Source organism: Nocardioides sp., assembly GCF_035576065.1.
Taxonomy (GTDB): domain Bacteria; phylum Actinomycetota; class Actinomycetes; order Propionibacteriales; family Nocardioidaceae; genus Nocardioides.
This window is the reverse complement of the sequence record NZ_DATLWX010000022.1, coordinates 36,517-60,275: the sequence shown is the minus strand read 5'-3', so window position 1 is coordinate 60,275 and position 23,759 is coordinate 36,517. Positions and strand designations below refer to the sequence as shown.

18 protein-coding genes are annotated in these 23,759 nt (G+C 68.1%); 12 read left to right on the top strand and 6 right to left on the bottom strand.

Translation table 11 applies throughout. The features are described from left to right. Positions 1 to 988, bottom strand: a 988-nt coding sequence (locus VNJ48_RS11730; protein ID WP_325602263.1) for an IS630 family transposase, incomplete at its 3' end; no start/stop codon positions are given. A 765-nt stretch (positions 989 to 1,753) separates the two neighbouring features. Between VNJ48_RS11730 and VNJ48_RS11725 the strand changes: the two genes are divergently transcribed. The 7 genes from VNJ48_RS11725 (at position 1,754) to VNJ48_RS11695 (ending at position 8,240) form a co-directional block, all read left to right on the top strand. Then, complete coding sequence (locus tag VNJ48_RS11725) at positions 1,754 to 2,365, top strand: ANTAR domain-containing response regulator (RefSeq protein WP_325602261.1); 612 nt, start codon at positions 1,754 to 1,756, stop codon at positions 2,363 to 2,365. Positions 2,366 to 2,554: 189 nt separating this feature from the next. After that, the gene (locus tag VNJ48_RS11720) at positions 2,555 to 3,697 is read left to right on the top strand and encodes a branched-chain amino acid ABC transporter substrate-binding protein (protein ID WP_325602259.1); all 1,143 of its coding nucleotides are present in this window, start codon (positions 2,555 to 2,557) and stop codon (positions 3,695 to 3,697) included. 108 nt (positions 3,698 to 3,805) lie between these two features. Next, the gene (locus tag VNJ48_RS11715) at positions 3,806 to 4,771 is read left to right on the top strand and encodes a branched-chain amino acid ABC transporter permease (protein ID WP_325602257.1); all 966 of its coding nucleotides are present in this window, start codon (positions 3,806 to 3,808) and stop codon (positions 4,769 to 4,771) included. Then, the gene (locus tag VNJ48_RS11710) at positions 4,768 to 5,964 is read left to right on the top strand and encodes a branched-chain amino acid ABC transporter permease (RefSeq protein WP_325602255.1); all 1,197 of its coding nucleotides are present in this window, start codon (positions 4,768 to 4,770) and stop codon (positions 5,962 to 5,964) included. Before VNJ48_RS11715 ends, VNJ48_RS11710 begins: the two co-directional genes overlap by 4 nt. After that, positions 5,957 to 6,859: an ABC transporter ATP-binding protein gene (locus VNJ48_RS11705; protein ID WP_325602253.1), complete on the top strand. Its 903-nt coding sequence runs from the start codon at positions 5,957 to 5,959 to the stop codon at positions 6,857 to 6,859. The genes VNJ48_RS11710 and VNJ48_RS11705 overlap by 8 nt, the downstream gene beginning before the upstream one ends. Beyond that, complete coding sequence (locus VNJ48_RS11700) at positions 6,846 to 7,553, top strand: ABC transporter ATP-binding protein (protein ID WP_349255867.1); 708 nt, start codon at positions 6,846 to 6,848, stop codon at positions 7,551 to 7,553. The genes VNJ48_RS11705 and VNJ48_RS11700 overlap by 14 nt, the downstream gene beginning before the upstream one ends. Positions 7,554 to 7,673: 120 nt before the next feature. After that, positions 7,674 to 8,240, top strand: coding sequence for a GNAT family N-acetyltransferase (locus VNJ48_RS11695; RefSeq protein WP_325602249.1), 567 nt, complete (start codon positions 7,674 to 7,676; stop codon positions 8,238 to 8,240). Positions 8,241 to 8,254: 14 nt separating this feature from the next. Here the strand turns inward: VNJ48_RS11695 and VNJ48_RS11690 are convergent, their stop codons facing one another. Then, positions 8,255 to 8,701 (bottom strand): hotdog fold thioesterase, encoded by a 447-nt coding sequence (locus tag VNJ48_RS11690; RefSeq protein ID WP_325602247.1) that lies wholly within the window; start codon positions 8,699 to 8,701, stop codon positions 8,255 to 8,257. A gap of 63 nt (positions 8,702 to 8,764) precedes the next feature. On the opposite strand from VNJ48_RS11690, the gene polA reads away from it, so the two are divergent. Further along, complete coding sequence (gene polA / locus VNJ48_RS11685) at positions 8,765 to 11,473, top strand: DNA polymerase I (RefSeq protein WP_325602245.1); 2,709 nt, start codon at positions 8,765 to 8,767, stop codon at positions 11,471 to 11,473. Here the strand turns inward: polA and VNJ48_RS11680 are convergent. After that, on the bottom strand, positions 11,467 to 12,720 hold the full coding sequence (locus VNJ48_RS11680) for a polysaccharide biosynthesis protein (RefSeq protein WP_325602264.1): 1,254 nt from the start codon (positions 12,718 to 12,720) through the stop codon (positions 11,467 to 11,469). The two genes, polA and VNJ48_RS11680, sit on opposite strands and share 7 nt — an antisense overlap. Positions 12,721 to 12,821: 101 nt before the next feature. Here VNJ48_RS11680 and VNJ48_RS11675 point away from each other — a divergent pair, with 101 nt between their 5' ends. Further along, on the top strand, positions 12,822 to 14,495 hold the full coding sequence (locus tag VNJ48_RS11675) for a hypothetical protein (RefSeq protein ID WP_325602244.1): 1,674 nt from the start codon (positions 12,822 to 12,824) through the stop codon (positions 14,493 to 14,495). Between the two features lie 79 nt (positions 14,496 to 14,574). Then, the gene (locus tag VNJ48_RS11670; protein ID WP_325602242.1) at positions 14,575 to 14,736 is read left to right on the top strand and encodes a DUF2613 family protein; all 162 of its coding nucleotides are present in this window, start codon (positions 14,575 to 14,577) and stop codon (positions 14,734 to 14,736) included. Between the two features lie 40 nt (positions 14,737 to 14,776). Here VNJ48_RS11670 and VNJ48_RS11665 read toward each other — a convergent pair whose 3' ends face one another. Continuing rightward, on the bottom strand, positions 14,777 to 15,934 hold the full coding sequence (locus tag VNJ48_RS11665) for a glycosyltransferase family 4 protein (protein ID WP_325602241.1): 1,158 nt from the start codon (positions 15,932 to 15,934) through the stop codon (positions 14,777 to 14,779). A 38-nt stretch (positions 15,935 to 15,972) separates the two neighbouring features. On the opposite strand from VNJ48_RS11665, the gene VNJ48_RS11660 reads away from it, so the two are divergent. Together VNJ48_RS11660 and VNJ48_RS11655 are read left to right on the top strand one after the other, a co-directional pair. Beyond that, positions 15,973 to 16,740 (top strand): class I SAM-dependent methyltransferase, encoded by a 768-nt coding sequence (locus tag VNJ48_RS11660; RefSeq protein ID WP_325602239.1) that lies wholly within the window; start codon positions 15,973 to 15,975, stop codon positions 16,738 to 16,740. Continuing rightward, on the top strand, positions 16,707 to 20,813 hold the full coding sequence (locus VNJ48_RS11655) for an alpha-(1->3)-arabinofuranosyltransferase domain-containing protein (RefSeq protein ID WP_325602237.1): 4,107 nt from the start codon (positions 16,707 to 16,709) through the stop codon (positions 20,811 to 20,813). Before VNJ48_RS11660 ends, VNJ48_RS11655 begins: the two co-directional genes overlap by 34 nt. Here the strand turns inward: VNJ48_RS11655 and VNJ48_RS11650 are convergent. After that, positions 20,705 to 21,922 (bottom strand): acyltransferase, encoded by a 1,218-nt coding sequence (locus tag VNJ48_RS11650; protein WP_325602235.1) that lies wholly within the window; start codon positions 21,920 to 21,922, stop codon positions 20,705 to 20,707. The genes VNJ48_RS11655 and VNJ48_RS11650 overlap by 109 nt on opposite strands. After that, complete coding sequence (locus tag VNJ48_RS11645) at positions 21,919 to 23,736, bottom strand: hypothetical protein (RefSeq protein ID WP_325602233.1); 1,818 nt, start codon at positions 23,734 to 23,736, stop codon at positions 21,919 to 21,921. The genes VNJ48_RS11650 and VNJ48_RS11645 overlap by 4 nt, the downstream gene beginning before the upstream one ends. Positions 23,737 to 23,759 lie beyond the last annotated feature (23 nt).

The following is a 23,759-nucleotide window of genomic DNA, read 5'->3' as shown; positions in this document are numbered from 1 at the left end:
CGCGGATCTTGGTGTTGAGGTCCTTGACCGAGGTGAAGACACCGCGGCGGATCGCTTGGCGTTCGACGAGGGAGAACCAGACCTCGACGAGGTTCATCCACGAGGCGTGGGTGGGGGTGAAGTGGACCTTGAACCGTGGGTTCTCAGCGAGCCAGGCGTTGACGTTGGCGTGCTTGTGTGCGGCGTAGTTGTCCATCACCAGGTGCAGGTCGAGGGGCTCGCCGTCCTCGTCAACGACGTGACGGTAGGCGCGCTCGATCTGCTTGAGGAACGCGACGAACTCTTGGTTGCGGTGCCGCGGCTTCAGCGAAGCGGTGACCTGGCCGGTCGCGATCTCCAAGGCGGCGAACAGCGTCGTCGTACCGTGGCGGACGTAGTCATGCGAGCGGCGCTCAATCAGCCCGGGCTGCATCGGCAGGACCGGCATCGTGCGGTCCAACGCCTGGATCTGGGACTTCTCATCGATCGAGAGCACGATCGCGTTCTCGGGCGGGTTCAGATAGAGCCCGACGATGTCGATGACCTTCGCTTCGAGCTCGGGATCGGTGGAGAACCTGAACGACTCCGAGCGCCAGGGCTGCACGCCGTAGTCGCGCCACGCCTTGGCGACCGTGTAGTCACTGACCCCCAACTTCTTGGCCAGCAGCCGTGTCGACCAGTGCGTGACACCGAGGTTCTTCGGCGGGGGCTTCAGTGTCTCGGTCACGATCTTGCGGGGGTCGATCGTGCGCGGACGACCGGGCCGCTTCGCATCGGCCAGACCAGCGATGCCCCGCTCGACGTACCGGGCCCGCCACTGCATCACCTTCTGCCGGGCACACCCCACGAGTTCACAGATCTGATCGTTGGCGACCCCGTCAGCTGCCAGCAACACGATCCGTGCCCGCTGCGCGGCCCCGGCCGACACGGTCCTCGCCCGGGTCAATCTCTCGAGCTTCTCGCGGTCACCATCACGCAGCACCAAGGGAGGGGCAGGTCGATTCGCCATGCCCACATGATTTCACGCCACAAACCCAATGGCTATTTCCCACGCGGACCACTAGCTGTGAGGAAGGGGCTGGGAACGCGACGCGGTCTCGCCCAGGTGATGCTCCTGCTGGCCTCGTTGACCGCACTGGTGGTTGCCGGGGCACGGTGGCGTCTTCGTCTGGTGACGGTGACCGGCGCGAGCATGGAACCGTCGCTCGTACTAGTTCGTTGCCGTGGCGTTGCGGTCCGTCGTGGTGACGTTGTGCTCGCAGTCTTGCCACCAGCGGCATACACCGGGACGATGACGGGGTCGTCGGACGAAGTCGATTCTTCCCCGACCGTCCACGCGGAACGCGAACTCGGCACGCGCTCCGGCCGGCAGCACGACAAGTCCGAGCGTGGCGATCTACCTGACTTGTTCGTGAAGCGGGTGGTGGCGTTGCCGGGCGACTGGCTGACGAAGGCCGATGTGCTCGCCATGCTGGCCCCCGGACGCCCAGGGGCGGACAACATTCCTGAGGGCGGGCTGATTCCGCCGAACAGCTGCTTCTTGGTCGGCGACGGGACCGAGAGCGCAGACTCAGTTGGGTGGGGCCGCTACCCCCCGTCGTTGGTGATCGTGGTTCTCCGAAGATGGCCGCGTCGCCGAGGCCGGAAGCCACCAGGCGCTGGTGAAGCAAGATGGAATCTATGCGCGCATGTTCAGGTCGTCAGGCGACCTCCTACACCGCAACGCCCGAGACAAGGACAGAGCAAACGAGTTCCTCCGACTAGCCTTGTCGCCGTGACCGAGCCTGCTGCCCCACCCGTTCGCCGTCGCGTCGTCATCGCCGAGGACGAGGCCCTGATCCGGATGGATCTAGCGGAGATGCTGGAGGAGGAGGGCTACGACGTCGTCGGCCAGGCGGGCGACGGACAGCAGGCCATCGAGCTCGCCCGCGCGCAACGCCCCGACTTGGTGATCCTCGACGTGAAGATGCCCGTCCTGGACGGTATCGCTGCCGCCGAGCAGATCGCCGGCGAGCGGATCGCGCCGGTCGTCATCCTGACCGCTTTCTCCCAGCGTGACCTCGTCGAGCGGGCCAGGGACGCCGGAGCGATGGCCTACCTGGTCAAGCCGTTCACCCGATCCGACCTGGTGCCAGCCATCGAGATGGCGCTGAGCCGCTTTGCCGAGGTCGCCATCCTTGAGCAGGAGGTGGCAGACCTCCACGAGTCCCTGGCGACCCGCAAGGCCGTCGAGCGCGCCAAGAGCGTGCTCCAGCAGCAGCTGGGGCTGAGCGAGGCCGACGCATTCCGCTGGATCCAGAAGACCGCGATGGATCTGCGACTCTCGATGCGACAGGTCGCCGAAGGAGTCGTCGAGCACGGCCCCGGTGGCGCATCGGGGCCGTGAGACGTGGATCACTAGATAACGGATTGACCATGTTTCTGCGACTGGCGCCGATGCTGCTGACGGAGGCGCCCCGAGAGGTGTACGTTTCCGCTCCGAAGGGGCGTGGCTGACTCGCGAGCTGGCCGCGAACTTTTGAGAACTCTGCGTCTTCGGTAGTCGAGCCGAGGACCTGACGAGAGGTAGAAGGCCTTGAGGCTCAACACTCGAGCTGGGCTGGGTGCACTCGCACTCGCCCTGACCGTCACGGCTACGGCCTGTGGCTCCACTGAAGACGACAACGCCGCCGGCGGCGACTGTGATGGCAAGATCGGGGTCATGGGTGCCCTCTCGGGCGCCAACTCCAGCATCGTGCTGCCCTCTGTGGATGGCGCGAAGCTCGCGCTGTCGCAGTGGAGCGAGGAGAACCCGGACTGCAACATCGAGATCGTCGAGTTCGACACCGAAGGTGACCCTGCCAAGGCGACCCCGGTCGCGACCAAGATGGCCACGGACGACACGTTCCTGGGCGTCATGGGCGGCGCTTTCTCCGGTGAGACCCGTGCGACCAAGGCCATCTTCGGCGACGCCGGCCTGACCATGATCAGCCAGTCCGCCACGGCGACCGACCTGACGCAGGACGAGCCCTCCCCGGTCTTCCACCGCGTTGTCGGCTATGACGACGTCCAGGGTGCGGCGATCGCCAAGTACCTCAGCGACGTCATGGGCGCCACGAACGTCTTCGTGATTGACAACTCCGACGCCTACGGTGAGCCGCTGGCTGCCAAGGTCTCTGACGAGCTGGGTGACCTCGTTGCTGGCAGCGACAAGACCCAGGTCGCGCAGACGGACTTCTCGCCGACGATCTCCAAGATCGAGGCAGAGGAGCCTGACGCGATCTTCTACGGCGGCTACATCACTGAGGCTTCGCCGCTGCTCAAGCAGATCCGCGACGCCGGCATCGAGGCCCCGTTCATCGGTGGCGACGGTCTGTACGGCGCCGGCTTCGGCGAGGCGACCGGCAAGGCCGGCGAGGGTGCGATTGTCACCTGCCCGTGTGTCCCGATCGAGGGCGGCACCTTCGCTGAGGACTTCGAGGCCGAGACCGGCGAGGCGCCCGGCGCATACGCCGCTGAGGGCTTCGACGCGATGAGCATCTTCCTCGACGCCATCGAGGACGGCGCTCGCACCCGCGAAGAGGTTGAGGAGTTCGTGGACAACTACGACGCCGAGGGCCTGACCAAGCAGATCGCGTTCGACGAGAACGGTGACGTTGCCGTCGAGAACGTCGTGATCTGGGCCTACAAGGTCGTGGACGGGCAGCTCGTGCCCGACCAGGAGATCTCGCTCAGCTGATCAGTTTCATCTAGTCACGGGGCGGTCGGGCGAGAGCCCGGCCGCCCTCGTGACTGACGTTTCCCGGTGGCCACCCCCGGGAGATCCCCCAGGTCTTCGGAGAGGTACATGGATTTCAACGCTTTGTTCGGCGATCTAGGGGGTCACACCCTCGACGGTCTCACCAAGGGCTCGGTCTACGCCCTGGTCGCCCTCGGCTACACAATGGTCTACGGCGTGCTGCGGCTCATCAACTTCGCGCACTCCGAGGTGTTCATGGTCGGGACGTGGACCGTCCTCGGCGTCTACACCGTTCTCGGTGCCGATGAGGCCTCGGGCATGGGCATGGTCATCTTCGCCACGCTGGCGGCGCTCGTCGCAGCGGTCGTCGCCTCGGCCTCCGTCGCGCTGGCCGTGGAACGGATCGCCTACAAGCCGCTGCGCAAGAAGAACGCGCCGCCCCTCATCTTCCTGATCACCGCCATCGGCTGCTCGCTGGTGCTCGTCGAGATCTTCGGCCACGTGCTGCGGTTCTTCTTCGGCCCGCCCTTCGGTCGGGCGCCGGTGAACGTACCCTCCCCGATCCAGACGGTCGTGCTGCTGGACGTCGGTGGCGTGCGCATCACCAACGTCCAGGTCTTCATCGTCGTGGGCGCCATCTTGATGATGGTCGCGCTCGACCAGTTCGTGAACAGGAGCCGCCTCGGTCGTGGGGTCCGGGCCGTGGCCCAGGACGCCGACACTGCTGCTCTCATGGGGGTCAACCAGGACCGGGTCATCATGCTGGTCTTCGTCCTCGGTGGCGCCATGGCCGGTGTCGCAGCCCTGCTCTACACGATCGCCTTCGACCTCACGAAGTTCGACATCGGCTTCATCATCGGCATCAAGGCCTTCACGGCCGCCGTGCTCGGCGGGATCGGCAATCTGCGCGGAGCTCTCGTCGGAGGGCTGCTCCTCGGCATCGTGGAGGTCTACGCCTCCACCGTCTTCAACTCCAGCTGGGCCGACGTCACCGCGTTCATCGTGCTGGTGCTGGTTCTGATGTTCAAGCCCACCGGCTTGCTGGGTGAATCGCTCGGAAAGGCACGCGCATGAGTGACAGTGACGGCGACAACGACTACAACTACACGACCGAAGGGCCGTCGGTCGCGGGGGACCGCAAGGCCGGCTTCATGGGGCTGCCCAGCCTCGGCATCGCGGACCGGTTTGCGGCGCTGCCGCTCTGGGGCAAGGTGCCCATCGTCCTGGCGCTGGTGTCCTTCGCGTTCTACCTGCCCTACCTCACGATCCTGCCGTTCGCCTTGGTCCGGACCGACCTCACCTCGGGCGGCTCCGACTGGGCCGGCGTGCTCTTCCTGGTCGTCATCTACATGATCGTCGCGATCGGCCTCAACGTCGTGATCGGCCTGGCCGGCCTGCTCGACCTGGGCTACATCGGCTTCTACGCGCTGGGGGCCTACACGGTGGCGATCTTCGGCTCCCCGTCGTCGCCGGTGACCAAGCTGATCGCGGACAAGTTCGGTCTCTCGGAGGGCTGGGCAGTTCCCTTCGCCCTCTGCATTCCGCTGGCCCTGGCGGTTGCCCTGATCTCCGGTGTAGCCCTGGGCGCACCGACGCTGCGTCTGCGCGGCGACTACCTCGCCATCGTCACCCTGGGCTTCGGCGAGATCATCCGGATCCTTTCGCGCAACGTCGACGCCGTGACCAACGGTCCTGCTGGCATCATCGGCGTCCCGCGTCCGCCCGAGCCGAGCGACAACTACTTCTCCAGCATCGAGTCGGCCCACTGGTACTGGCTGGCCCTGGCTGTCCTCATCCTGCTGATGTTCATGACCCGACGTCTCGAGGACAGCCGCGTCGGCCGAGGCTGGCTGGCCATCCGCGAGGACGAGGACGCTGCTGCCGTGATGGGAGTCGACGCCTTCAAGTTCAAGCTCTGGGCTTTCGCCATCGGTGCGGCACTGGGAGCCATGGCGGGCCTGCTCTTTGCCAGCAAGCAGGCCTATGTCGAGCCGACCGGCTTCGCGCTCAACCTGTCCTTCCTGTTCGTGGCCATGGTCGTCATCGGCGGCTCGGGCAACATGGTGGGCGTCATGCTCGGGGCCTTCCTGATCACCTACCTGCCGGAACGGTTCCGCGGCTTCGATGACTGGCGACCGTTCGCCTTCGGCGTGGCCATGGTCCTGGTGATGGTGCTGCGGCCGCAGGGCCTCGTTCCGAGCCGACGGCGTGCCAGAGAGTTCGAAGACCGCAAGCACGAAGCAGAGGAGGCGGCTGCCGATGTCTGAGCAGACCATGGAAACCGGCGCGCACAAGGCTGACAGTTCCGGCGACGCGATCCTCGTCGTCGACAACGTCACATTGCGCTTCGGCGGTGTCGTCGCCCTCGACGAGGTGGCCTTCGAGATCCGGCGGGGGGAGATCCTCGGTCTGATCGGCCCCAACGGGGCCGGCAAGACCACGTGCTTCAACGTGATGACCGGGGTCTACACCCCGACGTCCGGCGAGATCCTCTTCGACGGCGACCGGGTCAGTGGGGTCAAGCCCCACAAGATCAACGCCATGGGCATCGCCCGCACGTTCCAGAACATCCGTCTCTTCCCGGAGATGACGGCGATGGAGAACGTGATGGTGGGGGCCGACGCGCGACACAAGACCAGCGTGATGGGCACCCTGTTCCGCCTCTACCGCGTCAAGCCGAAGGAGCACGAGCTCCCGGACAACCCGCTCAAGCGCAGCCTGGCCAAGACCTTCGGGATCAGCCGGCACGCGCTCGAGGAGCGGGCCGGGCGCCAGAAGTCGATGGAGATGCTGCGCTTCGTCGGCATTGCCGACCGCGCGCACGAGCTGGCACGCAACCTGCCCTACGGCTACCAGCGGCGGCTCGAGATTGCTCGCGCCCTCGCCACCGAGCCCAAGCTGCTCTGCCTGGACGAGCCGGCCGCCGGCTTCAACCCGGCCGAGAAGGCCGACCTGATGAACCTCATCCGGCGGATCCGCGACAAGGGTCAGACCGTGCTGCTGATCGAGCACGACATGAAGCTGGTCATGGGCGTCACCGACCGTCTCGTCGTGCTCGAGTTCGGACAGAAGATCGCTGAAGGGTTGCCTGAAGAGGTCGCCCGCAACCCCAAGGTCATTGCTGCCTACCTAGGAGAGCCGGACGATGCTGCTCAAGCTTGAGGATGTCGTCCTCAGTTACGGAAAGATCGAGGCCCTCCACGGGATCAGCCTCGAGGTCAACGAGGGGGAGGTCGTTGCCCTGATCGGCGCCAACGGTGCGGGCAAGACCTCGACGATGCGGGCCATCTCCGGGGTCCGTGGCCTCTCCTCGGGGCGGATCACCTTCAACGGCGAGGACGTGACCAAGCTCCGCGCCGACCAGCGCATGCGCAAGGGACTCTGCCTGACACCCGAGGGCCGGGGCGTCTTCCCGGGCATGACGGTGACCGAGAACCTCGACATGGGGGCCTACACCCGCAAGGACAAGCAGGGGATCGCGGAGGACTTCGACCGCGTCTTCGGGCTCTTCCCCCGGTTGAAGGAGCGCCGCAAGCAGGTGGGCGGCACGATGTCCGGCGGTGAGCAGCAGATGCTCGCCATCGGCCGTTCCCTCATGTCGCGACCCAAGCTGCTGTTGCTCGACGAGCCGTCCATGGGTCTCGCGCCGATGCTGATCCAGCAGATCTTCTCGATCATCAGTGAGATCGCGGAGCAAGGGACGACGATCCTCGTGGTGGAGCAGAACGCCAAGCAGGCTCTCTCGCGCGCCGACCGGGCCTATGTCCTGGAGACCGGTCGGATCGTGAAGACCGGTTCGGGTGCTGGGCTGCTCGACGACCCGACGGTGCGCGAGGCCTACCTCGGCGTCGCCTGAGGTCACACCCCCTTCCTGCACCTAGCGGGATAGGCGGGCGTATGGTCGGGCAGTGGGGCCGGGAGACTTCTCGGTACGGGGAATGCATTCGTCACGGGGCAGATCCTGGGGAGTTGAGGCATGAGCCGGTCATCGGTCAACGTGCGGACAGCCGACGTCGCTGACGCGTCTGTGTTGCGCGAGCTGTGGAACGAGATCCTGCGCCGCGGCACGCCCGAAGAGCAGGTGGCGGACGTACGCCGGGTCATCGCGGACTGCGAGGACCGCGCGGATCGCTGCATCGCTGTAGCCGAGTGCGACGGCGAGGTGGCGGGCGCGGTGTTCCTCATGGCCACGACCCTGTCTCCGCTTAACCTCGAACCCACCGTGATGGCGGTCTCGCCCCACGTCCTGCCCGTCTTCCGGCGACGCGGAGTCGGCACGGCGCTCATCGACGCCGCTGCGCGCTTCGCGGAGAACCAAGGAGTGGGCACCGTGGCCACCGCCGCCATGGCCAACTCGCGCGATGCCAACCGCTTCATGGCCAGGCTTGCTCTCACGCCCCAGGCCACGCTGCGCGCGGCGACGACGTCGGCTGTGCGCGCCAAGCTGTCCGCCCGGCGCTCAGCGACAGGTCGCCGCGGCTCGCGGCAGATCGACAAGGTCCTGGCCGCTCGGCGGATGGGCCGGGAGCACGCCCACCAGTAGTCGGTTTCGAGCCCTCAGGCCTTGGTGGGCTTGTCCAGGAGCGCGCAGGTGATGCGTGAGGTGCACAACCGCCTGCCGGCCTCGTCGGTGATGACGACCTCGAAGGCGGCCATGCTCCGTCCGAGGTGGATCGGGGTGGCCGTGCCGGTGACGGTGCCCGCTGTCACGGACCGGTGATGGGTGGCATTGATGTCGACGCCGACCGCGATCTTGCCCGGGAACGCGTGGATCGCCGACCCGATGGAGCCCAGGGTCTCCGCCAGCGCGACCGACGCACCCCCGTGCAACAGTCCGTAGGGCTGCGTGTTGCCCTCCACCGGCATGGTCGCGACGATCCGCTCGGGCGAGATCTCGGTGATGACGACCCCCATCTTCTCGTTGAGGCCTCCCATGCCGTACGGCATCATCGCCACGAACTCGTCGATGCCGATGTCGATCGAAGGCAGTCTGGGCTCGCTCATGGAGGCATTCTGGCCGACACCCGGTCGGTCGGCGGCGTCGGTCCAAACGGTTAGAGTCGCGCTGTGTCCGAGACGAGTGCCGCCACCACCTCACCGACCGCCCGACTGCTCCTGCTCGACGGCCACTCGTTGGCCTATCGCGCGTTCTTCGCACTGCCGGTGGAGAACTTCTCGACCGCGACCGGACAGCACACCAACGCGGTCTACGGCTTCACCTCGATGCTGGTCAACGTGCTCCGCGACGAGGTGCCCACCCATGTGGCCGTGGCCTTCGACAAGTCCCGGCAGACCTTCCGGCTCGAGGAATACCCGGAATACAAGGCCAAGCGCAACAAGACCCCGGGCGAGTTCAGCAGCCAGCTCCCGCTGATCCAGCGGGTCCTCGATTCGCTGCGCATCCAGCACCTCGAGCTCGACGGCTACGAAGCCGACGACATCATCGCCACGCTCTCCACCCAGGCCCTCGCCGAGGGCATGGAAGTGCTCATCCTCACCGGTGACCGCGACTCCATCCAGCTCGTGACCGAGTCGTCCACCGTGCTCTATCCGATGCGCGGGGTCAGTGACCTGGCTCGGCTGACGCCGGCCTATGTGGAGGACAAGTACGGCGTCCCGCCCCACCGCTATCCCGAGCTGGCCGCGATCGTGGGCGAGACCTCCGACAACCTGCCCGGTGTGCCCGGGGTCGGACAGGGGTACGCCGCCAAGTGGATCAACCAGTTCGACGGGCTCGACAACGTGATCGCGCGCGCCGACGAGATCCCAGGCAAGAAGGGGGAGGCGCTCCGGGCACACCTCGGTGATGTGATCCGCAACCGACACCTCAACGCGCTCATCTGCGACCTCACGCTGCCAGTGCGCCCGGGCGAGACCGTCCGTCAGCCCTGGGACCGTACGACGGCGCTCGAGCTCCTCGACGAGCTCGAGTTCCGCGGGGAGCTGCGCACGCGCCTGATGGACACCATCGATCCCGCCGCCGACGAAGGGATCGCCGAGTCGGGCTTCGAGCTCGACGGTGAGCGGCTGGAGAGCGGCACAGTCGCGGCGTGGCTGGCGAAGCACGCCGGTGACGGCGAGCGCGTGGCCGTCGCCGTACAAGGATCATGGCGGGCCGGGACCGGCGAGGTCGTGTCGGTGGCTCTCGCGTCCGGGCCGGCTGCTGCGGCCTGGATCGACGTCACCGAGATCTCGCCCGAGGACGACGCTTCCATGGCGGGCTGGCTCGCCGACAGCGCCCAGCCGAAGGTGTTGCACGACGCCAAAGGCCCGGCCCTGGCGCTGGCTGCACACGGGTGGGAGCTGTGCGGACTGGCGGTGGACACCGCCCTGGCGGCCTACCTCGTCCAGCCGGACCAGCGCTCCTACGACCTCGCCGACCTGACCCTGCGCTACCTCAAGCAGGAGCTCCGCCAAGACACCGGGGACGCTGACCAGCTGAGCTTCGACACCCTGGGCGACACTGGAGCAAGCGACGTCGCCATGCTGACCGCGCGAGCAATCCTCGACCTGGCCAACGCCCTCGACGACGCGGTCGAGGAGCACGGCGGCACGGCGCTGCTGGCCGATGTCGAGCTGCCGCTGATCGGGACCCTCGTGCGCATGGAGCAGACCGGCATCGCGATCGACGTCGACCACCTCGAGGTGCTCGAGTCCGAGTTCGGGGACCAGGTCAAGGCCGCCGCCGCGGACGCCTACGACGTGATCGGCAAGGAGATCAACCTCGGGTCCCCGAAGCAGCTGCAGGTCGTGCTGTTCGACGAGCTTGACATGCCCAAGACCAAACGCACCAAGACCGGCTACACCACCGACGCCGACGCGCTGCAGTCACTGTACGAGAAGACCGAGCACCCATTCCTCCAGCACCTCCTCCGTCACCGCGACGTGATCAGGCTGCGACAGACGGTCGAGGGGTTGCTCAAGACGGTCGCCTCCGACGGGCGGATCCACACCACCTACAACCAGATCATCGCGGCGACCGGGCGGCTCTCCAGCACCGACCCGAACCTCCAGAACATCCCCATCCGCACCGAGGCCGGCCGGCGCATCCGAGAGGGATTCGTGGTGGGTGAGGGCTACGAGTCGCTGATGACGGCCGACTACAGCCAGGTGGAGATGCGCATCATGGCCCACCTGTCCGAGGACGCCCTGCTGATCGAGGCCTTCCGCTCCGGACAGGACTTCCACTCGATGACGGCGGCCCGGGTCTTCGACACGCCGGCCGACGATGTGACGCCCGAGCAGCGCGCCAAGATCAAGGCGATGAACTACGGGTTGGCCTACGGGCTCTCCGCCTTCGGGCTCTCCCAGCAGCTCCGCATCGAGCCGTCCGAGGCCCGGGGACTGATGGACGAATACTTCGAGACGTTCGGCGGCATCCGCGACTACCTCGGCGGCATCGTCGACGAGGCGCGGCGCTCGGGCTTCACCGAGACGATCATGGGCCGCCGCCGCTACCTGCCCGACCTGACGAGCGACAACCGGATGCGGCGCGAGACGGCCGAACGGATGGCGCTCAACGCGCCGATCCAGGGCTCGGCAGCCGACCTGATCAAGGTGGCGATGCTGGGCGTGGAGTCCGCCATCATCGACCAGGGCCTGTCGTCACGGATGCTGCTGCAGGTCCACGACGAGCTCGTCCTGGAGGTGGCGCCGGGGGAGAGCGAGGCTCTCGCCGAGCTCGTCCGCGAACACATGGGGAGCGCGGCCGACCTCACCGTCCCGCTCGACGTGTCCATCGGCACCGGCCGCAGCTGGCACGACGCCGCTCACTGAGGGACCGAGGCCGCGACTGTCTCCTCGGGTTCGGCAGCACCCTCACGCAGGAACCAGGCGCTGATCGCCAAGAGGACCACCAGCAACGCGACATCGACCAGCACGACGACCGTCACGAGGCCGAGCACCGAGTCGGCGCTCAGGCCGACGCCGACCAGGGCGATCAGGGCCGCCCAGACGACGTAGACCGAGCGCTTGCCCTGGCGCGCCAGCACGGAGTAGACCAACAGCTGGATCATCGAGAGCAGGGTGCCGAGGATCGCGAAGATCCACAGGCGGGGCTCCACCTCGGCAAAGTCCGCGCCGCCAACGAACCGGATGGCGATCCCAGACAGCAACCAGGCCGCGAGGGTCCCGACGGCACCGAGGGCAGCAACCAGGGAGAGGCTGACGACCAGCGCCCTGCGGCGCTCGCCCCCGGTCGCCATGGACGGGAAGGCGACGACCACCACGAACTGGGGCAGGAACAGCATCGCTTTGGTGAGGATGAGACCGCCTGCGTAGAGGCCTGACTCGTCGTTGGACATGACGTTGCGGGCCACGATGATGTCCACGCTGCTGAGCGCGAAGAAGGCAAAGAGGGCCTGACCGTTGCTGATGCTCTCCTTGAGCAGGGCCATGCCGGTGTGCGCTGGGTGGGCGACGCTGGGGCGGCGTCGGTGCCGGAGCGCCCAAAGACCCACCAGGACAGGTGCGAAGAAGCTGACGGCCACACCGATGAGGCTCCAGAGCTCAGATGGTCGCCAAGCGATGAGGAGGCTGCCGATGATGAGCCGTGGCACGCCGCTCATCACGTAGAGCAGGCCGAGAGCCGCCCACCGGCGCTCGCCCTGGAGGATGCCGGCAAACCCGCCTGTCAGGGTCAGCGGCACCGCGCATGCGGCGATGATCAGGGCCGAGCCGAGGTGATCGAGGTTGAGCACCCGCTGGATGACCGGGCTGAGGAGCATCAGGATGAGACCGAGGGCGGCGGCTGACCGGTAGGTCACCCGCAGGATGGAGTCCTCGATCTGAGCCACGTGCTCGGGCTCGGCAGAGATGCGTCTCGCGGCGGTCGCCTGCAACCCCAGTGCGCCGACACTGACGACGAGCAGCAGGTTGAGGGAGGCGGCAAGTGCGCCGTACCCCTCAGTGCCGAGCAGTCGGGACGCGACGATGACGAAGCCGTACGTCGTCACGTTCATCATCGCCATCGACACCGCGATGCCAGAGCTGCTGTTGGCGACGCGAAGCAGCGTGTCTCTCATTTGCACGCGGGTGAGCCTAGTTGCTCGGGCCGCCACTACAGTCGGCAACCAGCACAACCCGCGCGGCGGGCTCTCGTCGGGCAGCGGAGGGGAACGACCAGGTGGCACGAGCGGACAGGTGGGCTCCGACCCTGTGGTCCCTGGTGCTGGCGGTGTTGATGCTCGGCGGCGCGCTGGGTCCCGGCTACGTGCTCAGCTACGACATGGTCTGGGTCCCGGACCTTGTCCTGACACGCGATGCGTGGGGGGTCGGTACGGCGCTGCCCCGAGCTGTCCCCTCCGACGCCGTCGTGGCGGTCCTCGACACGGTCATCCCAGGGATGCTGCTGCAGAAGCTGGTGCTGCTGGGCTCCCTCGTCGGTGCCGGCACGGGTGCCGCGGCTCTCATCGGGCGGCGCTCCCTCGGGGCACAGCTCGTCGCCGCGTCGCTGATCATGTGGAACCCGTTCGTCGTCGAGCGGCTGGTGATCGGGCACTGGCCGGTCCTGGTGGGCTACGCGGTGCTGCCGTGGCTGCTCCTCGTCGTCCGCCGCTGGGACGTCGGTGCCAGGTGGCCGGCGGCGCTGCCCGTCCTGCTCGTGCTTGGTTCGCTGAGTGCGAGCACGGGGGTGGCGACCGGGATCGCTGCCCTGGCCGGCGGCTGGCGTCGCCGAGCAGGCAGGCGCAACGCACTGCTCGCCGCATCCGTGCTGGCCGCCAACCTGCCGTGGCTCGTCGCCGGGCTGCTGCACGCGGCCGACGCCACGTCGGCCGCCGCAGGCGCGGAAGTGTTCGCGGCGAGCGGCGAAGGGCTGCTGCCCGGACCGTTGGCGGCACTGTCCCTGGGTGGGATCTGGAACGTCGAGGTGGTGCCGGCGACGAGGCTGGGGTTCCTGGCCGTGGCGTCGCTGGTCGCTGTCGGAGCGCTGGCGGTGGCAGGTGGGCTGACGCATCGCCGTACGCCGATAGCCGGCCTCGCCGCGCTGGTCGTGTGCTGGGCTGCCGGGTGGGGACTGGCGGTGGTCAGCTGGGCCGCGCCGGATGCGATCGGCTGGCTCGCCGCGCACGTGCCAGGGGGCGGACTGCTGCGGGACGGCTCGCGACTGTTGGCACTGGCCGCCCCGCTGACGGTGGTGCTCGCCGCCCGGGGGGCCGATGCCGCGCTCGAGCGCCTGCCGGACCCGCCCACCAGGGTGCTGGTCGCGGGGCTGCTTGCCCTCCTGCCGGTCGCTCTCATGCCCGACGCGGCGTGGGGCTCGTCGGGCGAGCTGAGGGCGGTCTCCTACCCCTCGGTGCTCCACGACATGAGAGCCGCGGTCCACGAGGCGCCGGCGGGCGACGTCGTGCTGTTGCCCTTCACCAGCTATCGCGCGCCCGAGTGGAACAACGGGCACAAGGTGCTCGATCCGCTCCCGAGGTTCGTGGGGCGCCAAGCGATCGCCAACGACGTCCTGTCCGTCGACGGGCGACCGATCCCGGGGGAGGACCCGCGCGCTGCCGACGTCGCAGACGCACTGGCGCTCGGCACGCCCGAGGAGCGGGGACGGGCGTTGGCGGCACTCGGGGTTGCGGTGGTCGTCTCCGAGCAGCTGGGGACGCAGGAGATCGTCGAGGTCACCGGGGAGACCACGTTCGACGAGGACGGTCTCCGCGTCGTCGAGGTCGAGGGGGAGGTCCGCGCCGAGGAGGTGCCGAGGCAGTGGACGGCTGCCATGGGAGTCGCGTGGGTGGCCTGGCTGGGACTCTTCGTGGGCGGGTCGGCGAGCGGGGTACGGCGCAAGGTGACTCGCGAGTAACCAATGCTCTTGAAATGGCATATTTGTCGCAACGGGCTGTTATTCTCCTGGAGAACCTTTAGAAAGGGTCCACCACTCCATGAACTCGAATCTCATCGGTCCGATCGCCAGCGTCCTTGCTGGCGGCGTCCTTGCGGCCGTGTCCGTGTTCGGACTGATCTCGTCGCAGACCGCGCCCCCCTCGACGTCCCCGGCCATCGCTGAGGCGCCCGAGTTCGACTACGGCACCACGGCGGAGTGATCCGGCGGGGCAACCCGCTCGAGGCCGGCCTCGCCGCGCCTCACTCCTCGGCTGGATCCTGACTGTCGATCCTTTCTCCGCGCAGCGCGCTCGCCACCACGTGGGCGAACGACTCCTGTGCGTGTTGCCAGGTGAAGGCGTGGCTCATCTCCAACGCCCCCTGGCCCAGCCGCTCCCGCTCGGCGTGGTCTGAGAGCAGTCGACGCGTTGCGTCGGTGAACTCTGCGGAGTCTTCGACCAGGACCCCTGAGTGCAGGTGCGCGATCGACTCGCGCGTCCCACCGGCCGAGCGGTAGGCGACCGCCGGAGTGCGGTGCATGCCCGCCTCGCCGATCACCAGGCCCCAGCCCTCCTTGAGCGAGGGGAGCGCGAGCACCCAGGCCTGCTCGTAGACCTCGTGCTTGCGTCGTTCGTCGACATGGCCTTCGAAGACCACGGTGTCCCCGGCCCCGCGGGACGCAGCGTGCTCGTGCAGCTCGGCCTCCCACCAACCCGACCCGATCACGTGGAGGCGGAGGCCTGGGTGCTCCTCGCGAAGGGAGAGCGCGGCGTCGATGGCGTGCTCGACCTGCTTGTGGGGCACCAGACGACCCACCACGGCGATCATCGGGTGCGTCGCCTTGCCCACGCCGACGGGGATGACGGGGTCCGTCCCGTTGTGGACGACGGCGATGCGTTCCCGGTCCACCCCGAGCTCCTGGAGCTCGTTGCGGGTGGCGCGTGACACTGCGACGTACTGGCACGACCGGTAGAGCCTCGGAGCGACGGCGTGCTCGATCCACCAGCCGACCCGGCCCGTCAGGCCGGGGTAGACGACCGGCCACTGCTCGCGGTGCACGTGGTGCACCAGCACCACGACGGGCGCGCGCGTCGCTGCCCGGGTGAAGAACGGCAACCCGTTCTGCACGTCGACGACGACATCGATGCGGCCGAACTCCCGGCGGAGCAAGGCCGAGACACCCTCGCGATAGACAGTCAGCTTGGTGCCGCGTCGGACGAAGCGGACGCCGTTGATGGTCTCGTCCGGTGGTGCTGCGGCGTGGGCGGCGCACAGGATCGTCACGCGGGCGCCCCGCGCCACGAGGCCTTCCGCCATCTTCTCGAGATAGCGCTCGGCACCGCCGCCCTCGGGGTTGTGCGTGTCGCGCCAGCTGAAGAACGCGACGTGCCGGCCGGAGATATCACGATGGTCAGACATTGCGAACAGACGTTACTACCAGAGGGTAAGGTCGCCGGGTGCCGCGCCTGACTCGTTCTTCTCCGGCCCGCCGGACTGAAGAGTCCTGGCGGGCCGATCTGCGCCGTTCGCTGTTCCTCTTCAACGAGTTCCGCTACGAGCAGCCTGATCCCGCACGCTTCTACACAGCTCTGGCGCAGGACTCCGCCGCCCACGTGGGGGAGTATGCCGACCTGTCCGGAGCGACGCTCCTCGACGTCGGGGGCGGGCCCGGCTACTTCCGCGACGCCTTCACAGAAGCGGGCGCCACCTACTTCTCCCTCGACTCCGACGTGGGCGAGCTCGCGGGGGCAGGCGACATCGGCTCCGGGACGGTCATCGGCAGTGGCATGGACCTGCCGTTCCGCGACGACGCGGTCGACATCTGCTACTCCTCCAACGTCCTTGAGCACGTCCCGGACCCGTGGCGGATGGCCAGCGAGATGGTGCGGGTGACACGTCGCGGTGGACTGGCGTTCATCAGCTACACCACGTGGTACGGCCCCCACGGGGGTCATGAGACCTCGCCGTGGCACTACCTGGGCGGCGGGCTAGCACGCCGGCGATACACCCGGACGCACGGACGGGAGCCGAAGAACAAGTACGCCGAGTCGCTCTTCAAGGTCACTGTTGCCGACGGACTCCGGTGGGCCCGCGAGCAGGACCAAGCCGTCGTGGTGCACCTGATCCCGCGCTACAACCCCTGGTGGAGCCGCTGGCTGCTGCACGTCCCCGTCGTGCGAGAGGTGGTGACGTGGAACCTGGTGCTGGTGCTGCGCAAGCTGTGACGGAGGACAGCACACGGTTCCGGTGGCGCCTGGCCGGCTGCAGCGTCATCCTGATCGGCCTGGCGATGACGCAGTCACCCGGCCTCCTCATCGCTGACACCAAGCTTGACCTGGCGATCGCTCCGCTTGACTTCTTGGACCGCGCCGCGCACCTGTGGAACGCAAACGGGACCTTCGGGCAGTTGCAGAACCAGGCCTACGGCTATCTGTGGCCGATGGGGCCCTTCTTCGCCATCGGCGACGTGGTCGGGCTGCCGGCCTGGGTGGTCCAGCGGCTGTGGCTGGCTCTTGTCCTGGTGGTGGCCTTCCTCGGTGCCGCCCTCGTGACCAGGCGCCTGGGCGTGCGCTCGGACTTGGCATGCCTGGTGGCGGGCTTCGCCTACGCCCTGTCGCCCCGGATGCTGACGATTCTGGGATCCATCTCGATCGAGGCCTGGCCCAGTGCGCTGGCGCCCTGGGTGCTGCTGCCACTGGTCGTGGGCGCCGAGCGCGGCTCTCCGCGACGTGCTGCCGCTCTGTCGGCACTCGCCGTGGCGATGGTCGGGGGCGTCAATGCGGCCGCCACCTCCGCCGTCCTGCCGTTGGGCGCCCTCTGGTTGTTGACGCGTCAGCCCGGCCCACGTCGTCGCTCGTTGATGCTGTGGTGGCCGGTCTTCACCATCGTCGGAACGTTGTGGTGGTTGATCCCGCTGTTCCTGCTCGGGGCCTACAGTCCGCCCTTCCTGGACTACATCGAGGCGGCCGCCAACACCACGGCCACCACCACACTCTTCGACGCCCTGCGCGGCACATCCAACTGGGTGCCGTTCATCGACCCGGGGGCCAGGGCCGGCAACGACCTCATCAGACAGCCCTACCTCGTCGTGAACAGCGTCGTGCTGCTGATGCTGGGGGTGATCGGGCTGACCCTGCCCCGCAACCGCCATCGTGGCTTCCTGTGGAGCGGGGTGGCCGTCGGGCTCTTCCTCGTCACGATGGGCCACGAAGGCAGTGTCCAGGGCTGGTTCGCGCCTGAGCTGCGCAGTCTCATGGACGGTCCGCTGGCACCGCTGCGCAACATCCACAAGTTCGATCCGGTGATCCGGTTGCCCCTCGTGGTCGGGCTCGCCTTCTGCATCCACGAGCTCACCGAGCGGCTCGCCGCGACCCGCAGTGCTGGGTCAGCGGCGCGCGGGGACCGGGTGACCTTCCGGACGTGGACCGCGATCGCCGTGGTTGCGGTCGTCGGGGCGTCGGTGCCGATAGCCGTCGGCAGGGTGGCCCCAGCCGCCTCCTACACCGAGGTGCCGTCCTACTGGGCCGAGGCAGCTGACTGGCTCGGCGACCAGGACACCCAGGGAGTCGCCTTGCTGGTTCCCGGCTCCAGCTTCGGGTCGTACCAATGGGGCTTTCCTCGCGATGAGCCGTTCCAGGCGCTGGCCAGCACGCAGTGGGCCGTCCGGGATGCCGTCCCCCTCACGCCAGCAGGCAACATCCGGATGCTCGACGCCATCGAGTCCCGGCTGGCGCAAGGCCGGGGGAGCGCAGGTCTGACCGCCTACCTGCGTCGGGCGGGGGTGACCCACCTGGTGATGCGCAACGACCTCGCGCGTGGACCTGACACCCCCGATCCGGTCCTCGTCCACCAAGCGATGGCTGACAGCCCGGGGATCGACCTGGTGGCGGACTTCGGTCCGACCGTCGGTGGTGCGCCGGTCATCTTCGGCGACATCGGCAGGACGATGGTCAACGGTGGCTGGCAGGCCGAATACCCGGCCATCGAGGTCTTTGCCGTGACACCTGGGGCGTTCGCCGCAGAGACGACCAGCACTTCAACGGTGGTGGTGGGAGGACCCGAGGACCTCCTCGACCTTGCTGACGCCGGTCTCCTCGCCGACGCGCCTGTCCAGCTGGCCGCGGACCTGCCGGAGCTCGCGCCCGGGACCGAGGTGATCCTGACCGACGGACTGCGCAACGTGGAACGCAACTTCGGTCGACTGCACGACTCGACGTCGGCGACGCGCTCCGCGGGCGACGAGCTCAGCTTCTCGAAGGTGGCCCGCGACTACCTCCTGCCCGACGCTGACCGGTGGTCGACGGGCGCCGGACTAGTAGGAGCAGCGGCCGTCACAGCGTCGAGCTCACAGTCCGACGCCGACGCATACGGGGCAGTCCAGCCGAGCGCATTGCCGTACGCCGCGCTCGATGGTGACCCGTTCACCGGATGGGCCGCCGGCGACCGCACGCAGGACGGACGCTGGTGGCAGCTTGAGTTCGACGACCCGGTGCCGCTCGGCCAGCTGACCATCACCGTCGGCAACGAGGGCAACGAAGAGCTGCAGGTCACGACTGACGACTGGCAGAGTCCACCCCTTCGCTTTCGACCCAACGACACCCGGCTGGTCGTCGTTCCGGGCTCGACGAGGACTCTGCGCATCGAGGACGTCTCCGGATTCCGCGACAACCGGCTCGTGATCACCGAGGTCGTCTCGGACCAGATCGACGTCCAGCGCGAGCTGATCCTGCCGGCGCTCCCCGAGGACGCGATGCCCGACGCCGTGCTTCTGCGCCGACTCTCGGACGCGCGCAACGGGTGCGCCGTGGTTGACGACGACGTGCGGTGCCTGCAGGGTATCGGCTCCATCGCTGAAGAGGCGACGGACTTCCGCCGGTCGTTCACCCTGCCCCAGGCAGTCGACTACCCGATCAGCGTCACGGTGAGCCCGCGACCTGGACGCGCCTTCGACCAGCTTGCGCTGACTGACCAAGCCGTGGGTGTCACGGCCTCCAGCGTGGGAAACCCCGATCCGCGCAGCGGCCCGGTGGCCGCGATCGACGGTGACCCTCACACGACGTGGACAGCCAGCGTGGGCGAGATCCAGCCGGCGCTGGAGTTCGACTGGCTCGGGAAGGAGACCATCTCCGGCCTCGCGCTCAACGTCGACCAGGACACGGCCGCACGCGCGCCACAGAGCCTCCGGCTGAGCTGGCCCGGGGGGTCGCGCTACGTCGAGCTGAACGAGTCCGGGTCGGTGCAGTTCCTGCCCGTCCGCACCAACCGCCTCACCGTGGCCGTCGTTGACGCAGAGCCCGCCAACGACATTCGCTTCGACGGCTCCACGCGGGTGGTGCCGATCGGCATCTCCGAGATCGTCCTGACCGGGCTGCCCTACCTGCCGGTGGCCCTGCCGACGGATCCGATCCAGACCGCGTGCGGGACCGGGCCCGCGCTCGAGGTCAACGGCACCCAGGTCTCCACCCGGGTCATCGGCGCGCCGGCCGACCTGTTCGCCGGGCAGGGAGGGGAGGCGGTGCCGTGCGACGTCTCCACGGTGGCGCTTGCTGCTGGCGCGAACAGCGTGGCAGCCATCGCCAGTGACGCCTTCGTGGTCGATTCCATCGTCCTGGGCACGGCCGCCCAGGCGCCGACCGAGGGCCTGGAGGTTCGCCGGTCCTCGCCGGTTGCCATCGGTGCGGAGATGCCCGATGCCGGGCCGCTCGTCACCCACATGAACGTCAACCCGGGCTGGAAGGCCGAACAGTCAGGCGCGGAGCTCACGCCTGCCGTGTTCGACGGGTGGCGTCAGGGTTGGTTGAGCCGGGACACCGGACCGGTCGAGGCGCGTTTCGGACCTGACCTCGGCTATCGCCTGGCGCTTGGCATCGGACTTCTCGGTGTGCTGCTCCTGCTCTTCATCGCCGTACGGCGCCCGAGGCGCGACGACACGGAGATGCTTGCCACTCCCGCCCGCCCGGCCTCGGGTCTGTGGTTGGCGGCAGGCGTCCTGGTGTCCGGCGCGGTGCTGGCCGGACCGGGTGGGCTGCTGACCTCAGCGGCCGCACTGGGTGCGGGTCTGTGGCTCCATCGCCGCGAACCCAACCTCGGCGGTGCCTGGGCGGCCGTCCTGCTGCTGCCGGCGGGGGGCGCGTACTTCTTCCGGCCCTGGGGGGCGGCTTCGCTCTGGGCCGGCTACCTGGACTGGCCTCAGGTGCTGGTGGTGGCAGCCTGTTGTGTCGCCGCTGGCTGGGTGGCGGCGGACTTCGGTGTCCCACGCTGGCCGAGGCGGACGCCCGGCAGCTCCACCACGCGGTAGAGGATCTCCGCTGCGACGATCGACAGCAGGAGCGCCATCGGCCAGATCTTCAACGTGTCGCCGGCAAAGAACTCGTAGTCGGTGAACCGGTAGATCAAGCTGAGCACGACCAGGTGCACGCAGAAGATGCCGTAGGAGATGTGCCCCAGGTGGCGCAGCAGTCGGCTCGACATGACACGGGCATAGACGCCGCTGCTTCCGAAGATGCCTGTCATGACGATCAGCGTGCCAACGATCGCGTAGAGGAACTGCTTGGTCAGGACCTGGCCGTGCGTGCCGACCTGGAACATCACCGGCCCGGCAAGCGGCGTCGCCGCCATCAGGAAGAGTCCGGCGACCAGCGCCCAGCAGACCCCTGGCTGGCGCCCGAGCTCGACCACCCAGCGAGCTGGACGGGGCAGTTGGCCGAGCTCGAGCTGCACCTGGAGGAGCGCCAAGGCGATGCCGGCAGCGAACCAGCTCGCGAAGGCGGGTAGCCAGAGCCCGGGGGTGCCCTGAATCGCCGCCTCGAGGGGGTCGCTGATGAAGGACACCCACACGACAGTGGTGGCGAACAGGCCCGCGACCAGGAGCCACACGCGCCGGGGTGAGAAGCGGCCGTTGCGGAGCACCAGCCACATCAGGACGGGCAGCACCGCGTAGAAGGCGACCTCTGCGGCCAGGCTCCACATCTGGGTCAGGCCCTGGGGGAGACGCTTGTCCACATAGGGGCCGGACAGCGTGAGCGTCGCCAGCCATCCCCGCATGCTGGTGCCGGCGTTCTCCGGGATCGCCAGCATGGCCGCCACCACCGTGACGAGGTAGAGCGGCGTGATGCGCCAGAAGCGCTTGATGTAGTAGCGGCGTGCGCTGGGAAGCGGCACCTCGGCGGCCGCACTCGCCAGATAGGGCCGGGAGAGCAAGAAACCGGAGAGCACGAAGAAGATCGCGACACCGATGTCCAGCCGCGCGAACATCGTCCCGACCGTGCCGTTGCGCAGGTACTCGCCGCCCTGGAACGCTGCGTGGGTCGTGAACACGGCCAGCGCACCGACGGCTCGCAGTGGGTCGAGAACGGGGAAGGCGGGACGCAGCTCGAGTGCAGGTCGTCCTGCTGGATGAGAGCTCATCGAGGGTCTCCCGGCTCAGGGTTGCCGACCTCGACCACGTCGACGCACAGGGTGGCGTCGGAGGTGAGCCCGGAGAATTGGATGCTGTCGAAGCTGCTCTCCACGCGGACGAAGAGGTCGTTGAGGCCGGCCAGGACCATGGTGTCGACCGTGCTGTCCCCTGCGGTGATGCGGACGGGAGAGTCGGAGGACGAGAGGTAGCCGATGCGCAGCCACCACTCGTAGTCGAACGCTTCCCCGGTCAGCGGGATGGTCCTGCCAGCCTCGGTGATCCGCCATCCGCAGCCCTGGTCGGGACCCTCCTCCGAGACGACGCCGGCGTCGATCTCGACAGCGCGCACCTGGCCCGTCTCGTCGAGCATGCTGAGGACGGGCGCGGACTCAGGGAAGCGTGCATGGTCGGTCATCATGGGCAACATCGCGGCCGTGGTGTTGTCGGGAACGAAGATGAATCCCATCACAGGTTGGGGCAGCACCTGGTCGACCAGGTCGGCGTTGCCGACGCGGTCCAGGTCCGCCACCGCCCTGTCGAAGTAGTCGTGGCCGGCGTTCGCGTCGTGGAAGGCCTGCGCGTAGGAGATGGTGCTGTAGGTCCCCGACGCCATCACTCCCACTGCCACCGCCGGCAGGAGCCACTGCGGCGCTGCGACAGGCACCAGCGGTGCGGGTCGCGAGGTGCTGGACTCGGTGGCGCCATGGAGCTCCATGAACGCAAGTCCACACCCCAGGACCACGGCGCACATGACTTCGCCGTAGAACCGGTAGTTCAGGCCCACCACCGCGCCCAGTGCGGGCGCCCGAGACACACACAGGAGCACGAAGATCGACCCCAGCAGGAACAAGGCCGGAATCCAGGCTCGCAGCGTCCGTCTGCGCGTCACGAAGGCAACGGCAGGCACGATCAGGACGGCGACCCAGGAGAGCCAGACGGCCCACTGCGGTGGCTCCGGGACGAGAAGTGCGTCGTCCCACCGCCACGGTCCGCCGGCCAACCCGACCGGGAAAGCGGTCAGGAACATGCTGGTGACCATCTCGCGGACGATGCTCCAGTTGCCCGGGGCGAACGGTTGCGGCACGTAGGTGGTGTACGCCGCGACATACGACAGCGACACGGCGCCGCCGATCGCCACTGCCGGCCAGATGCGGCCCAACGAGGCGAGCCGGCGCGTCGGGTTGCCCGTCGAGAAGTAGGCGAGCGCGATGAACACCAGGACCGGGACGACAAGGAGCGCGCGCACGTCGAAGGCGAGACCGAAGCCAACGGCGAGGATGGTGTAGCCCAACCACGACCATTCGCGGGTGCGCAGGTAACGCACGAAGCAGCCCACGCCCCAGAAGAACGACACCTGGGTGGGTAGCGCAAGCACGGCCGCCGACCACCAGAGCATCGAGGGCATCGTGAAGGCGCTGGTGAGATAGAGAGCAAGGGGGGCCACAATCCCCCAGCGACGACCGAAGAGCGTCAGCAGCATCCACAGCGCACCCGCAGCGACAGCCGCCTCCATCAGCAGGGTGATGGCACTCGCCATACCCCAGTTGAGGCCGCCGTTGTTTCCCAGCATCCACGCGATGAGTCGGGCGCCTGGCAGGAGGTGACCGCTGTAGGGCTCGAACAGACGCGTGAGCGCCGAGGGCGACGATCCTTCCTGGATGAGGAAGAAGTCGTCGTAGTAGAACCAGTTGACCGACAACGTCCAGGCACGCAGGAGCAGATGGGCAACCACGAGTGTCACCGACACCGGCACGAGGAGCTCGATGGCTGGCGAGAACCCCGAGGTCCGCCGGGAGCGGGTGGGTTGCCTCTGCGCTTGCACTGTGCCTCCTCGGCGGCGAATCA